We start from the raw sequence: 13,220 nt of genomic DNA on the forward strand, positions 1-13,220 counted from the left end.
GAAACCCCTCCAACACCGGACCTGACCCATGACCAGCTTTTCCTCCACCCAGACATCTCCCCAGCATCACACCGCCACAGGTGCTTCCGGCATGGCTGGCGGAGATGTCGCCCTGCCCGCCAATGCCCTGAGCATACCGGAGATTCTGGCGTGGCATTCCATCCCGCAGGAACTGATCAATGCCATGGCAGGCAGCAGCCTGGCGGCAGGGCTGGAACGTGTGATCAACTTTTCCCCTTTCCCGCTACGGCTGGGCGTGCCCATGGCACTGGGCGGGGCCTCTGGCTCTGGCAAGTCCCTGACACTGGCCAAACTGGCCGCCCGCTATGCCCGACAGGCCCGGCAGTCCGGCGGGAGGATCAGACGGCCGCTCGTCCTGGCCTGCGACAGCACGCCGGGCAGCTACATCAAGCTGGCCTCCATCCTGCGAGGCTGCGACATTGATCTGATGAAAGCCTATGGCGGCATCAACCCCCGCTTCATCGACAGCTACAACCGCATCATTCTGGTAGATCTGCCGGGGCTCTGCGTCTATTCCCCCAAGGCCATGAGCGAAATGAAGGATGTCGTGGCCCGTACGGAGGCCAGCCTGTCTCTCGTCATCCCCGCAGGGATGGACCCGGAGGAAAGCACGGATATTGCCGCCGCCTTCCTGCAATGTGGTGCAAAATCAATGATCGCCAGCCGCATGGAACAGTCCGGACGGATCGGCAGCATCATCACCGCCGCCGCCTGCGGCCTGCCACTGACCTATGGCAGCTATTCCGGCAGCATCAATGAAGGCTTCACCCAGCTGACACCGACCATTCTGGCCCGCAGGCTTCTGGTCCTGCCGGGGTGAAAGGTGGCGGGGCTACCCCCCGCCAAAGCTACGGACCAGCCCGCCCGACACCATCTGGAACCCATCCACCAGTACAAAGAAAATCAGCTTGAAAGGCAGGGAAATGGTCGGGGGTGGCAGCATCATCATCCCCAGGCTCATCAGGACGCTGGAGGTGACAAGATCGATCACCAGAAACGGCAGGTAGAGCAGGAAGCCCATCTCGAACCCACGGCTCAGCTCACCGACCATGAAGGCCGGAACAATGACCCGCCATGGTGGAGCCGGAGCAGCTGCTCCATTGGCTGGTGCAGGCTGGGGCTTCAGCCCTGCCAGATGGTAAAAGATGGCCACGTCATTCGGACGGGCATTATGGACCATGAAATCACGGAACGGCTCAGCCGCCGCCTGGAGACCTGCCATCTCCTCCACCCGACCGTCCATCAGGGGTTCAATACCCTGCTGCCATGAGCGCTCCAGCGTCGGCTGCATGACAAACAGGGTCAGGATCAGCGCAAGGGCCACCAGAACCATGTTGGGCGGTGTCCCCTGCGCCCCAATGGCGCTCCGCAACAATGAGAGCGTGATGATGATACGGGTGAAGGCCGTCATCATCACCAGCAGGCTTGGTGCCAGGGACAGAAACGCCACAAGGGCCGTCAGCTGGATCAGACGGCTTGTTGTTCCGGCCTCACCAATTCCACCCCCCTTGCCCATATCCAGCGTGATGGACTGGGCTGTGGCCGGATGGGAAAGTACACACAGCAGCGTTATGCCAGCAGCCAGACAGCACAGCCCCACCGCTCCCAGAACCATGGCGCGCCGCAGGCGTTTCCAGCAGGCTGACATGTCTGCCACCATTCCGGTACCCGAACGGCCTTTCATGATACGATCTGCCCTCATGTCATTTCCTGCCTCTCTTCCGCCACCTGTCCGCACTGTTTCGCCAGCATGGAGGCAGCACCGGCCCCCAGCCAGCCCACGCACAGGTCGGACGGCCCACCTGTCAGAATGATGGCTGTTGCCTGCCGCCCCTCTGCATCCCTGACAGCCACAGAAAAAAGGGTCCGCTTGCCACCGAGCGGTATGGCGTCCTGCACCTTCAGGGCACGATCTTTCAGGCCCTCATCCCGCAACAGGGCTGGCATCCGGTGTTTCAGCCGCCGCAGGCACCAGGGCGTGACAAAGATCAGCCCCACGACCAGCAGAAGAGCCAGAAGCGGATTCATGTGCAGGCCCGTGACAGCCTGCATCATGGCATCCGAGCCGTGCCTCTCTCCCACAGAAGGTGCCATCATGTACTGGCAGAGGAGGACATGATCTCCGTCATCGTCACGGCAATGTTGTCATCCTCAATGATGGTGATCTCGCCACGGGCGATCAGCCTGTCATTGGCGTAAATATCGATGGAAGACCCAAGCTTGCGGTTCAGCGGCACAACGGCACCACGGCCAAGACGGACCAGGTCCCGCACGGGCATCTTCACATCTCCCACCACAGCGGTGATCTTGACCGGGACATCCAGAATCGCTTCCCGCTCCCGTTCCCTGTCCTGCCGACCATCATGCTGGGTGGCGCCCTCCCCCGGCACCTCCGAGGAGAAATCGGCCAGATCGACCTCCGGCGTACTGGTCTGCTGTGTTTCTGGTGCTGTCTCCGGCGTGTTCATATCCTCTGCCATCGTCACTCTCCTTCATGCTGTGCTGTCTGTTCACCCTGGGGCTGGTCGGTAGCGGGATCAGCCTCCGGGGCCGGTGGACGGGTCAGGGCCACCATGGCATCGGCCACCCGCTGGCGGACCGTTTCCGCCCATTTTCCCTGGTCCAGAACAATCCGTGTCCTGTCTGCGGCAATCGTGAGATGCCCGGCCTGCTGCGCCGCCTCCACATGCAGGGAGACGGCCGCCATCCCGGACAGGGCGTGGCGCAGAGAGGCCTCATCCGCCGCAGCGCAGGTCAGACTGACCGGACCACTACAGTGCCGGACCAAGGCCGCCGCATCCTCTGCCAGGTCCCGCCCCAGTGTTGTCCGGGACAGATCGCCCGCCACCAGCTCTTCCACCGTCTGGCACACACCCTGCACGAAGAGATCGGCCATCCGGCTCACGATGTCATGGCGCCGGTTTTCCTCCTCCTCCATGAAAGCAAGCACCTGCTTCACAGAAGCGACCATCTGGCTGGAAAGCTGCTGCCCGGCTGACATTTCCCCCTGCTCATGGCCCTGCTGCCAGGCCTCCTGCTTCAGTCTTTCCAGCTCATCAGGATGCAGCGTGACAACTGGCTCTGGAGCGGGGCTTTCATCCGCCACATCCTCGTCAGCCACCGGCTCCGCTCCAGCGGCCAGAGACGGGTCATGAGCGGCAAAATCTTCCAGGCTTTCACTGAAGGCCTGACTTCCAGACCGGGAAGACGCCTGCGCTGCCCTATGCTGCACATCCTGTCCCATTGGCGTCACTCAATGATCTCATCGTCAGAAGAAGAAGGTGAAATATCGATCTCGCCATCATTGGCCATGGTCTTGATGAGCGTGATCAGCTCCATCTGGGCTGCTTCGGCGTCCCGCAGACGCACGGCACCCAGCCCCCGGATTTCATCCTCCAGCAAACCCGCCGCACGTTTGGAAACACAACCGAAGAAGAGCTGCCGGATGCTCTCGTTGCTGCCCTTGAGAGCCAGGGGCAGCCTGCTCTTGGCCTCACCATCACGATTGATGGCTGCCATGACACGCATCATGTCATCCGGTGTCAGACGCTTGATGTCATCGAAGGTGAATTTCAGCTTGTTCACCTTCTCCATGTCTTCCTCGCTCCGGCGGCCAAGATGCTCTGTCAGCATGGCTTCGGTCTTGCGGTCGAAATTGTTGTAGACCTCCGCCACGAAAGCATAGCTGTCCCGCTTCGTGGAGCGGCCAAAGGCGGTGATGAACTCCTTGCGCAGGGTTGTCTCCAGGCTCTCAAGCACATCCTTGCTCACCGGGCTCATATGCAGGATGCGCATGATGACATCCGTAGCAAAATCTTCCGGGAAGAGGGACAGGACACGGGCGACATGCGCCGGTGAGATGTAACTGAGAATGACGGCCACTGTCTGTGGCTGCTCGTTGCGCAGATAGTTTGCCAGAGCGGTCTCCGGCATGTTGCCCATTTTTGCCCAGACGCTGCGCCCGGAGGGGCCCCTGATATCCTCCATGATCTTCTCGACCATTTCGGCAGGGAGGGCCTTCTTCAGATAATCTTCCGTTGTTTCGTAACTGCCGACGAAACCCTCTGCACTGGCGAATTTCTGCGAAAATTCATTGCAGACAGCCTCCACCACGGAAGCCTTGACCAACCCCAGGGAAGACATTGCCCGTGAAATGTCACGCACCTCATCCTCCTGGAGTGACCGGAAAATGCGGGCGGAATGTTCCTGCCCTATGGCGAGCATCAGGATGGCGGCCTTCCGGCTGCCACTCATCCCGGCCGTCAGGCCGGACGGAACCATGCCGGATGATGACGCTTCATTGCCTGCTGTCTCAGCGGAGATGTCCTGTTCTGCCATGATTGCGTCTCCTCAGCCTTCTGCTGTCTGCTTGGGGGGCTCCGGTTCTGCCAGCCAGTTGCGGACGACAGCGATGGCATCATCAGGATTTTCTTCAACACGCTGCGTCACACGGGCCAGAGCCTCACGGCGCATTTCCCCTTCCACACCATCCACACTGATGCGATCACTCCGGCCTGCCTCACCACCTTCAGCAGAGCTGCCATCAGCTGCAGCTTCGGCCCCGGCAACAGCCCCTTCTGTCCCGGCCCCTTTGCGGGCACGCCGCAGGATGGGCCCAAGCAGCATGGCCGCCGCCCCCAGAAGAAGAAGAATGGGAACAATCCATTCCGCCAGATAAATGATCATCTCCCGGGTGAAGAAAGGCGTATCCTGATGAGGCATATCTGCCCCACCATCCACACGGAACGGCATGGACACCACATTGACCTCATCCCCGCGGGTCTTGTCATACCCGATGGCCGTCTGCACGAGCTGGGTCAGACGTTTGACCTCAGCTTCATCCAGCGGTTTCCACGAAGGTTTGCCAGCCTGGTCTGTCGTGACGGTCCCATCGACCATGACAGCGAGACTGATGCGAGAGACACGGGGCCGGGTCTGGTTGATGACACGGGTCCGTTTGCCGATCTCATAATTGTTTGTTTCGTCCGTCCGCTCTTCGCTGGAGCCAGTACGATTGTTCTGCCCTGCATTGGCATTGGGCAGATTGTTGCCAACGCTGGTGTTCTGGTTCGCCTCGCTGTTGGCGCTCTTGTCCGTGCTTGTGCTCTGGGAACGCAGGACCTGCTGGTTGGGATCGTAGGATTCATCCGTTTCATGGATGATGTCCGTATTCATTGTCACGGCAGCACGGGCCCGCACATGACCCAGGCCCAGCGTGGGGGTCAGGATATCTTCCACCGCCTGGGCAAGGCGCTGCTCTTCGGAATGACGCTGCTTCTCCAGCGAGGATTCCTGCCCTGCCAGACTGTCTGGGTCCCCCGGACGGGCCAGAACATCGCCCCGTGTGTCGACAATGGAAATCCCATGCGTGCGCAGCCCCGGTACGGCAGCTGATACCAGATTCTGGATGGCCGCAATGGCATCCTCGGACACGGCACCAGAGCGGCCAACATCCAGAATGACACTGGCCTGCGAAGGATTCGTCTCCGTAGAAAACAGGTCCCTATGTGGCAGGACAAGGTGGACCCGCACATTCCGCACACCATGGATCAGACGGATGGAACGCTCCAGCTCACCTTCCAGCGCTCTGGTCTCATCAATGCCCTGTTCAAACTGGGTACTGGTCAGCGTGCCGCTCTTGTCGAACAGTTCATAGCCAACGGCCCCTCCCCCGGGCAGACCAGCCTTGGCCAGCAGAAGACGGGCCTGGGCCACATCATTCCCCGGAACATAAAGGCTGCGACCATCCGGCCCTGTTGTCGTGGGGATGTGAGCCTTGGCCAGATCATCCACCATCTCCGCCGCTTCATTCAGCTCCAGGTCCCCATAGAGCAGCGCCATGGGTTCTGACCGGTTGTGAAAGGCGATCACGCCGAGAGAGAGCAGCAGCAGCACGCCGACAACCCCGAGAGCCACAAGCCGCATGCGGCCCAGACTCTTCAGCCCTTCCATGATATTTGGCAAACGGAGCTTATCAAACTGCATATGAAGGGTATCTACCTGCTGCTTTCACCCCGGACGTCAGACATGCTGGTTCCGGTCATTCACCATACTCTGCCCTGCTCGGAAGAGGACAACCGACCGGCCATCAATTAACCTTGAGAAGAGCATGTGTAAAGCCAATAACAAGGTTAATAATGGCCCTATTTCATAACAATTTCATCATGGTGCATAATACTGGCTGGAGGGAGGAACTTTAGCTTCCGGCATCATGAGGCGGTTGGCATTCTGCTGGGTCGTCAGGCCACGGGGACCTTCATAGACTTCATGGGCCATGTTCGGGGTCAACTCAGGACGGGCCCAGCAATCCACGCCATTCCAGCTCTGGGTGCAGTAAGGCTGTGGAGGCAGAACACGTTCCGGTGGATTGCACCAGTCTTCCCCCTCCTCCAGATAACCGGCCTGGCAGTCCCGCCCTGTCAGCTTGCTGGCAATATAATCCGGGGCACAGGCTGACAGTCCCGCAAGAACAGGCAACAGAACCAGCATGTGCCGCCACGGGACCTGAACGGGAAAAGACCGCCTCATCATTCGTTTCTCTTTCATGCCAGCCCCATTACTGCCGCGAGGGCAACAGGGGCCCGTGCTGGGACATGGTCTCGTAGTGCAGATGTTCCACTGAAGTATCAGTCGGCACATCATCCTGCCCGGTCGGAAGAACCACACCAGAGCCCCCCAGTGCCACGGGAACGGACAGAACAGCATGATGGAAATGCCGCACTCCCCCCAGATATTGCGACACCAGATTGACCCGGTCCGGCGACATGTGAGCCATGATGCCAGAGAGCTTGCGGATATTCATGGAAGCTGCGATGGCGATCAGCACGTGCGGGTCCATCACGTTGAAAACCGCTGCGGCCTCACGGGGGCGCATGGCCTCATAAATGCCCACCAGCCGTGCTGCTGCCTCCTGCGGGACAAGCTTGTGATTGTCCACATGGTCCGACAGTACAGCCATGGACTGGTTCAGCAGATGGAAGCGCATTTCCAGCGCCTTGCGGGCAGACCCCAGAATGCGCTGCTGCTCCTGCATCTGCTGGGCCATACCCTCATCAGGCATGGCCACGTCCTCCGCCACAGCCGCAGGACAGCCAACCTGCACCCCGCAAAACAGGGCAAGCGACAGAAAGACGGCGAACCAGCCGTCATGCTGATGGAAGCATCTCCTGAGCATCAGCCCCCCAGCGGAATGTCGGCATCCTGATCAGCCTCGCTGATGTCCGGCGTCTGGGCCGGCCAATGCAGGTCTGGCTCATCATCTCCAGCCGGGATATTGGCCTGTGGCGTGGCAGAACTGGTGCTGTTCGTTCTGCTGGAACCACTGCCGGAAGCAGAGCCCCCAGCCCCGCCCTTGCGGGACACGGAAATGCGTACATCCCCTTCAAAACAAGCATCTTCGTGAATGGCGCAGCCAGTCGGGCTGCCCATCTCGATCACACAGTCCGAAATACGGGCCCCGGCACCGGCAGAAAGCCGTGGCGTCGTGAAGGTCACCCCGGACACGCTGCCATCAATGACGATGGAGTCCGCCTCCACCTGACCATCTTTCATCACGCCTGTCTCCGTGACACAGAGATGCCCGGCCTGAAGCTCGACATTTTCCACCTCACCGGCGATGGTCAGCGCACCCTCCAGCGTACCGCAGAGATGGTCGATGACCAGGCCGCCAGGAATGAAGCCTTCCGGCTGTTTTGAATCAGACATTCACTACCCCCTCACTTTTACACCGCCACAATGGCCATCGTAGCACAGGCACCACAAGGCTATTTTCAAGATAAAATCTTCATAACCTGAAAACATTCAATGTTCAAACCATGCTTCCATGACAACTCAGAATGGAAGAACACTGTCCAGCACTTTCTGCCCATAACGGGGCTGCTGATACTGCGAGAGCTGCCCCCGTCCGCCATAGGAAATCCGGGCCTCCGCAATGCGGTCATGTGTGACGATGTTGTCTTCCGAAATATCCTGCGGCCGCACAACACCACTGACCATGATCTGCCTCAGCTCGCCATTCACCCTGACCTCCTGCCGTGCGACGACGACAAAATTGCCATTGGGCAGAACCTGCGTGATGACACCTGCCAGCGTCAGCGTGACCGTATCGATACGCCTGATGGTCCCGGCCCCGTTATTGGAGCTGGAACTGTTGGTCTGAAGGGCATCAGCACTGGTCAGATGGGAGATGAAGCGGCCCTTGAAGCCGAAAAAACTTGGAATCCCGAAAGCCTCGGCACCACTGCCGGAGGCTGTCGTGTTATTGGTCACGTTGGCCGTATCTGCCACCTGGATTTTCACTGTCAGAAGGTCACCCGCCTGCGCAGCCCGCTGGTCCTTGAAGAACGCCCGACTACCCGGCCGCCAGAGGCTGCCCACTTCAGTCGGCGGAGCCTGAAGGGGCGGGGTTGGCATCGTCACGGGGCGGTAATCCGGGGCCAGGGTGGGGTCGGCCGTCCGTGTCATGCGGGGTGGATGTCCCAGCTCACTGAGCGTACCAGCGCCCATGCAGCCTGCCAGCCCGGTCAGGACCACAACGAGCCCCGCCATGCAGACACTCCTGTGAAGAAGATGGATCATGGATGGCTCCCGTCACCAAGCATCAGGCTGTTGATCCCCAGACGTTTCACTTCCTCCGAATCCGGCGGAATGGCTGTGGAAGAGGCATCAACCCGCACCTCGCCCGAAGCCGTGACCTTGCCGATGAGGACCATCCGGCTTCCCAGATTCAAGGCATGGACGAACTGCCCGCTTCCACCATCCTCCAGCGCCCGGCCTGTGGCTGTCAGCCGGATGCCGGTGCTGTTGTAGCTGAGCAGGACAGGGTCCCCCCGATGCACGAGCACGGCCCGCCGCAGGTCCGTACCCTGCACGGGCTGTCCGGCCCCGACAGTGCGGACAAGTGCCATGCCGATCATCCGCTCCGGCTCTGGCAGAGAACGGGCAAGCGGTGGCACCGTACCTGAAAAAGCGGGGTCGATATGCATGTCGTCCGGCTGGATGATGTGACCGGACGGCAGGGCATGGTCATACACCATCACCGGCTGCACGGGACGGATGCTGCCCCGCAGCGGGAACCTGTCCGCCCCGGCGTCTCCTGCTGCATGAGCAGGCTGTACAGTTGCCGAGAAAAGACCGGTCTTATGATCCCAGTTCAGATTCAGGAGGGTTGCCGGATCCTGTTCATTCTCACCGGCAACGAGAGGAGTAAAGCTGGTGACATCCACCACGACACTACCCGTCTCACCATCCTGCGAAATGGCCTTGCGGACAAGAGCGGCATATTCGTCCCGGCCCAGCACATGCCCGGCCCGGGTCAGCGACAGACTGGTGGATGATGACTGGTCATCCCAGTCCACACCGTACTGGTCCGCCAGTGCAATGAGCTGACTGCCCCCGATGGTGATGGTCTTGCCCGGCGCAGGAGCCGGGCCAAGCAGCCGGTCCTGTCCGGCATCCAGCCCATCAAAAACATCGGACAGATAGACCGATGCACCATGCACCACACCGGAAGGTCGCAGAGTCGCCGCCATGGCCGTACTGGCAGCGGGCTCTCCAGCCAGCACAAACCCGACCGCCAGCCAGAAGCAGGCTGGCAGGAAGCTACGCCCGGTACCCCGGTATCCAATGCCAAGAAGTGCCATGCCGCCCGCCTTCAGCGCAGGTTGGTCAGGGTCTGGAGCATCTCATCAGAGGCGGTGATGCTTTTGCTGTTCATCTCATAGGCACGCTGCGCCGTGATGAGATCCGTGATTTCCGTCACCGCATTGACGGCTGATTCCTCGACAAACCCCTGACGGATGGTCCCGAAACCTGTTGTCTCCGGGTTGCCGATGATCGGGTCACCCGAGGACGTGGTCTCCGTAAACAGGTTCTGCCCCATGGCTGCCAGACCATTCTCGTTCTGGAAGGTCGTCAGCTGGATCTGCCCGGCCACCTGGGAGTTGGGCTGACCGGAGAGCGTGTACTGCACCTGCCCGGTCTGATCGATGGTAATGTTTTCGGCATTGTTCGGGATGGAGATGTTCGGTGTCAGCGGATACCCGTCTGCCGTCACGATCGTACCATCCTGCGAGAGGGAGAATGTCCCGTCGCGGGTATAGGCATATTCCCCGTTGGGCAGCAGGATGCGAAAATAACCGCGGCCTTCCACGGCGAGGTCCAGCGCATTGCCGGTCTGGGACAGGGTTCCCTGCTCGTTGATGCGGTAAATGGCCGCCGTACGCACACCAAGCCCCACCTGAGCCCCGGCAGGCACACGGTACCCCGTGTCGGAACTCATCGTCCCGACACGACGCAGGTCCTGATAGATGAGGTCCTGGAATTCAGCCCGGCGGCGCTTGTACCCGGTTGTCGTCATGTTGGCGATGTTGTGGGAGATGGTCTCCACATTGGTGGACTGGGCCTGCATGCCCGTTGATGCAACATCCAATGATCTCAGCATAAATGAACATCCTCACGACTTGCCACAACCCACGCTCCCAGAAACGCAAGGCCACCCTGATGATGGCAGGCACCGAAACATTTTGACTGTGCCCTCCCATAAACCGACACGAAAAACATTATCAAGGTTAATTATCAGAATATGATATGAATTGAGCCGTTTGTTAATGTTCAAGCCCTACATTCTCTTCCAATAACCATTAACAAATGACATTGTAACAAAACCTACCATGATATAGCCTTGAGGACAGTCTCCCATGGATGTGACCGGTTATCTCGCCCTTTCACGCATTGATGCGCTGACACGGGGGCTTGAGGTTACGGCCAACAATCTGGCCAACAGCAGCACGGATGGCTTCAAGGAACAGCGGGTTCTTTTCTCCGACTATCTGTCCCGCCAGAAGGGCGATCAGCTGGCCAATGGCGAGAAGACGCTCTCCTACAACCAGGACAGATCCACCTATCTGGACACGCTACAGGGTGAGCTGCGCCAGACGGGAAATCCGCTGGACCTCGCCATAAACGGGCCGGGCTATTTCATGGTCCGCAGCCAGCAGGGAATCCGGCTGACCCGCAACGGCCAGTTCCACCGCAGTGAAGATGGCACTCTTGTCGATTCCCTGGGCAATGCCCTGCTGGACGACCAGCGCCAGCCCATTACCCTGACCCCTGATGATCAGGTGCTGCCCCTTGGCATCGGCTCTGATGGCATCATCTCGACAGAAAAAGGTGACATCACCCGCCTCGGCCTCTCGACAGTCGATAACCCCAATACACTCCATGCTGAGGGGAACCATCTTTTCAGGCCAGCCAACGAGAATGACCTCCGGGCCGTTCCTGCCCAGGAAATCCGGCAGGGAATGCTGGAATCCAGCAATGTGAACCCCGTGGAGGAAACCACGGCGATGATAAAAACCCAGCGGGAATATGATCTCAACTTCCAGCTGCTCCAGACCGAATTCACCCGCCGTCTGAACGCCATCGACAAGATTGCGACGGAAGTCACAGCCTAGCTGTTTTTGATCCAGATCAAGGCCAAATCATCAAATACAGGCTTTCCATTTAACTTCCTGTAAACTCATGACCTTAGGATGGCCTTAGGGTGAGGTCGCCGGACCGTCATCCAGACCTGTCTGGCCTCGGCCAGTCCCTCATTCCGGAGAAAGACTGAAACCATGGATCTTGGCCTGTCCCTCAATATCGCCACGTCCGGCCTCAAGACGATTGAGAACGAACTCTCAACAGCCTCCAACAATGTCACGAACGCATCCACCCCGGGCTATGTGTCAGAGACTGCCAACACATCCTCGACGGTCGTCTCCGGCACTGGAGTCGGTGCGACTTCAGCGGCCAACCAGCTGAACATTTCCCAGCCTCTTCAGGATGCGCTCTACCAGCAGAATGCCCGTGTCTCCGGCCTGACGGCCACCAGCAACTCCCTTGCGGCCGTCTCTGCCGTACAGGGAACGACGACAGGCTCTGATGGAGCCAATACCATCGGCACGCTGACCAACAACCTCCAGAATGTCAGTACGGCCTTCATCAGCCTCTCCAACACACCGCAGAACAGTGCTTCGCAGCAGGGCGTGGTCTCGGCTGCGCAGACCCTTGTCAGCAACATCCATACCCTCTCTTCGGTCTATCAGGCCCAGCGCCAGGGCGCACAGGATGCCATCACCAGCACGGTCTCCGGCATCAATACGGACCTGACAACCATTGGCCAGATCTCACAGCAGATCATGCTGGCACGCAGCTCCCACGCTGACACGGCAGACCTCGCCAACAAGCGCCTGGAAGCCATGCAGAGCCTTTCCAGCAAGCTGGGTGTTACCTTTACCGAAAAACCGAATGGCGACATGCTGGTCAGCACGCAGGACGGCACACGCCTGCCAACCCGCCCGGATCAGGCCGGATTGCCCAACGGACAGTTCCAGGCGCCCACGGCAACATGGCCCCTCTCCACGAAGTCCCCTGCCACACTGACACCAAGCATGTATCACGCCACCGATGGCAGCGATCAGGGTGTTGCCGGTATCATGTTGGCCGGAAAAGACATCACCTCCCACCTGACCGCTGGCACGCTGGGTGCCAACCTGACCCTGCGGGACCAGACCTATCCACAGATGCAGGCGCAGCTCGATTCCTTCTCATACACGCTGATAAACCGCTTCAAGGCGGCCGGAGTGCCCCTCTTCACCAATGGCGGGACGCAGCCCCTCTCCAGCGATCCAACCAAAACAGCACCAGCAGGGCTGGTCGGGCTCTCCTCCAAGATTGCCGTCTCCACGGACTATCAGCAGACTCCGTCCCTGCTGACAGCCAACAGCGATGGTGGACAGACCAGCGCCCTCGCCAATGCCGTGCTGAACAAAGCCATGGGCAGCGCCAGCGCCAGCACATCCGGCTCCCTGGCGGCACCCTCCACCTCTCTCGGGCCAGATGGCACACAGGCCACGGGCTATGACGGCACGCAAGGGCTTACACAGCTGGCAACCTCCCTCACCAGCAGCCAGGCCGGGGTGATCAGCCAGAACAGCAGTGACCTCTCCACGGCAACATCCATCAAGACATCCCTCACGACAAAGGTTGCCGATGTCTCTGGTGTGGATGTTAACAGCCAGATGTCCGCCATCGTGTCCCTGAAAAACTCTTACGCAGCCAATGCCAAGGTCGTCTCCATGGTGCAGTCCATGTTCAGCACGCTGCTGGATGCCGTCCACTGACGGACTGCCCCCACATGGCAGCCTGCCCGGCAATGA

15 protein-coding genes are annotated in these 13,220 nt (G+C 59.8%); 3 read left to right on the plus strand and 12 right to left on the minus strand.

The annotated features are described in order from the left end of the window. Nucleotides 1-28: 28 nt before the first annotated feature. Nucleotides 29-841 carry a hypothetical protein gene (locus DTQ13_RS02590; RefSeq protein ID WP_043558159.1) on the plus strand — a complete coding sequence of 271 codons (813 nt, stop codon included), beginning with the start codon at nucleotides 29-31 and terminating at the stop codon, nucleotides 839-841. Between the two features lie 12 nt (nucleotides 842-853). Here DTQ13_RS02590 and fliP read toward each other — a convergent pair whose 3' ends face one another. From fliP to flgG, 12 genes are all read right to left on the minus strand, one after another. Continuing rightward, nucleotides 854-1,636: a flagellar type III secretion system pore protein FliP gene (gene fliP / locus DTQ13_RS02595; protein ID WP_052348930.1), complete on the minus strand. Its 783-nt coding sequence runs from the start codon at nucleotides 1,634-1,636 to the stop codon at nucleotides 854-856. An 83-nt stretch (nucleotides 1,637-1,719) separates the two neighbouring features. Beyond that, nucleotides 1,720-2,118 (minus strand): hypothetical protein, encoded by a 399-nt coding sequence (locus tag DTQ13_RS02600; protein WP_248461036.1) that lies wholly within the window; start codon nucleotides 2,116-2,118, stop codon nucleotides 1,720-1,722. Continuing rightward, nucleotides 2,115-2,501, minus strand: a complete 387-nt coding sequence (gene fliN / locus DTQ13_RS02605) for a flagellar motor switch protein FliN (RefSeq protein ID WP_248461037.1) — start codon at nucleotides 2,499-2,501, stop codon at nucleotides 2,115-2,117. Before fliN ends, DTQ13_RS02600 begins: the two co-directional genes overlap by 4 nt. A 2-nt stretch (nucleotides 2,502-2,503) precedes the next feature. Beyond that, the gene (locus DTQ13_RS02610; RefSeq protein WP_248461038.1) at nucleotides 2,504-3,265 is read right to left on the minus strand and encodes a hypothetical protein; all 762 of its coding nucleotides are present in this window, start codon (nucleotides 3,263-3,265) and stop codon (nucleotides 2,504-2,506) included. A gap of 5 nt (nucleotides 3,266-3,270) precedes the next feature. After that, nucleotides 3,271-4,359 (minus strand): flagellar motor switch protein FliG, encoded by a 1,089-nt coding sequence (locus DTQ13_RS02615; protein WP_193599725.1) that lies wholly within the window; start codon nucleotides 4,357-4,359, stop codon nucleotides 3,271-3,273. A 12-nt stretch (nucleotides 4,360-4,371) separates the two neighbouring features. Further along, nucleotides 4,372-6,006, minus strand: coding sequence for a flagellar basal-body MS-ring/collar protein FliF (gene fliF / locus DTQ13_RS02620; protein ID WP_248461039.1), 1,635 nt, complete (start codon nucleotides 6,004-6,006; stop codon nucleotides 4,372-4,374). 177 nt (nucleotides 6,007-6,183) lie between these two features. Continuing rightward, the gene (locus DTQ13_RS02625; RefSeq protein WP_227449686.1) at nucleotides 6,184-6,567 is read right to left on the minus strand and encodes a hypothetical protein; all 384 of its coding nucleotides are present in this window, start codon (nucleotides 6,565-6,567) and stop codon (nucleotides 6,184-6,186) included. Between the two features lie 10 nt (nucleotides 6,568-6,577). After that, on the minus strand, nucleotides 6,578-7,195 hold the full coding sequence (locus DTQ13_RS02630; RefSeq protein ID WP_081562792.1) for a MotE family protein: 618 nt from the start codon (nucleotides 7,193-7,195) through the stop codon (nucleotides 6,578-6,580). Then, complete coding sequence (locus tag DTQ13_RS02635; RefSeq protein WP_043558150.1) at nucleotides 7,195-7,725, minus strand: polymer-forming cytoskeletal protein; 531 nt, start codon at nucleotides 7,723-7,725, stop codon at nucleotides 7,195-7,197. Before DTQ13_RS02635 ends, DTQ13_RS02630 begins: the two co-directional genes overlap by 1 nt. Before the next feature lie 126 nt (nucleotides 7,726-7,851). Further along, entirely contained in the window at nucleotides 7,852-8,568 is a 717-nt protein-coding gene (gene flgH / locus DTQ13_RS02640) for a flagellar basal body L-ring protein FlgH (protein WP_227431522.1), read from the minus strand. A 26-nt stretch (nucleotides 8,569-8,594) separates the two neighbouring features. After that, nucleotides 8,595-9,662 carry a flagellar basal body P-ring formation chaperone FlgA gene (flgA, locus tag DTQ13_RS02645; RefSeq protein WP_052348899.1) on the minus strand — a complete coding sequence of 356 codons (1,068 nt, stop codon included), beginning with the start codon at nucleotides 9,660-9,662 and terminating at the stop codon, nucleotides 8,595-8,597. Nucleotides 9,663-9,673: 11 nt separating this feature from the next. After that, a complete protein-coding gene (gene flgG / locus DTQ13_RS02650; RefSeq protein WP_043558144.1) occupies nucleotides 9,674-10,462 on the minus strand; it encodes a flagellar basal-body rod protein FlgG in 789 nt (262 codons plus the stop codon). A gap of 256 nt (nucleotides 10,463-10,718) precedes the next feature. On the opposite strand from flgG, the gene flgF reads away from it, so the two are divergent. After that, a complete protein-coding gene (gene flgF, locus DTQ13_RS02655) occupies nucleotides 10,719-11,474 on the plus strand; it encodes a flagellar basal-body rod protein FlgF (RefSeq protein WP_043558141.1) in 756 nt (251 codons plus the stop codon). 162 nt (nucleotides 11,475-11,636) lie between these two features. Then, nucleotides 11,637-13,184 (plus strand): flagellar hook-associated protein FlgK, encoded by a 1,548-nt coding sequence (flgK, locus tag DTQ13_RS02660; protein WP_248461040.1) that lies wholly within the window; start codon nucleotides 11,637-11,639, stop codon nucleotides 13,182-13,184. Nucleotides 13,185-13,220: the final 36 nt, after the last annotated feature.

Source organism: Parasaccharibacter sp. TMW 2.1888 (assembly GCF_023167265.1).
Lineage (GTDB): Bacteria > Pseudomonadota > Alphaproteobacteria > Acetobacterales > Acetobacteraceae > Bombella > Bombella apis.

Coding starts and splice junctions, on each gene's coding strand:
- DTQ13_RS02600 (WP_248461036.1), bottom strand. CDS start 2,118: ATGATGGCACCTTCTGTGGGAGAGAGGCACGGCTCGGATGCCATGATG.
- fliP (WP_052348930.1), bottom strand. CDS start 1,636: ATGGTTCTGGGAGCGGTGGGGCTGTGCTGTCTGGCTGCTGGCATAACG.
- fliF (WP_248461039.1), bottom strand. CDS start 6,006: ATGCAGTTTGATAAGCTCCGTTTGCCAAATATCATGGAAGGGCTGAAG.
- DTQ13_RS02615 (WP_193599725.1), bottom strand. CDS start 4,359: ATGGCAGAACAGGACATCTCCGCTGAGACAGCAGGCAATGAAGCGTCA.
- DTQ13_RS02590 (WP_043558159.1), top strand. CDS start 29: ATGACCAGCTTTTCCTCCACCCAGACATCTCCCCAGCATCACACCGCC.
- flgA (WP_052348899.1), bottom strand. CDS start 9,662: ATGGCACTTCTTGGCATTGGATACCGGGGTACCGGGCGTAGCTTCCTG.
- flgG (WP_043558144.1), bottom strand. CDS start 10,462: ATGCTGAGATCATTGGATGTTGCATCAACGGGCATGCAGGCCCAGTCC.
- DTQ13_RS02635 (WP_043558150.1), bottom strand. CDS start 7,725: ATGTCTGATTCAAAACAGCCGGAAGGCTTCATTCCTGGCGGCCTGGTC.
- flgF (WP_043558141.1), top strand. CDS start 10,719: ATGGATGTGACCGGTTATCTCGCCCTTTCACGCATTGATGCGCTGACA.
- flgK (WP_248461040.1), top strand. CDS start 11,637: ATGGATCTTGGCCTGTCCCTCAATATCGCCACGTCCGGCCTCAAGACG.
- DTQ13_RS02610 (WP_248461038.1), bottom strand. CDS start 3,265: ATGGGACAGGATGTGCAGCATAGGGCAGCGCAGGCGTCTTCCCGGTCT.
- DTQ13_RS02625 (WP_227449686.1), bottom strand. CDS start 6,567: ATGAAAGAGAAACGAATGATGAGGCGGTCTTTTCCCGTTCAGGTCCCG.
- flgH (WP_227431522.1), bottom strand. CDS start 8,568: ATGGCGGGGCTCGTTGTGGTCCTGACCGGGCTGGCAGGCTGCATGGGC.
- fliN (WP_248461037.1), bottom strand. CDS start 2,501: ATGGCAGAGGATATGAACACGCCGGAGACAGCACCAGAAACACAGCAG.
- DTQ13_RS02630 (WP_081562792.1), bottom strand. CDS start 7,195: ATGCTCAGGAGATGCTTCCATCAGCATGACGGCTGGTTCGCCGTCTTT.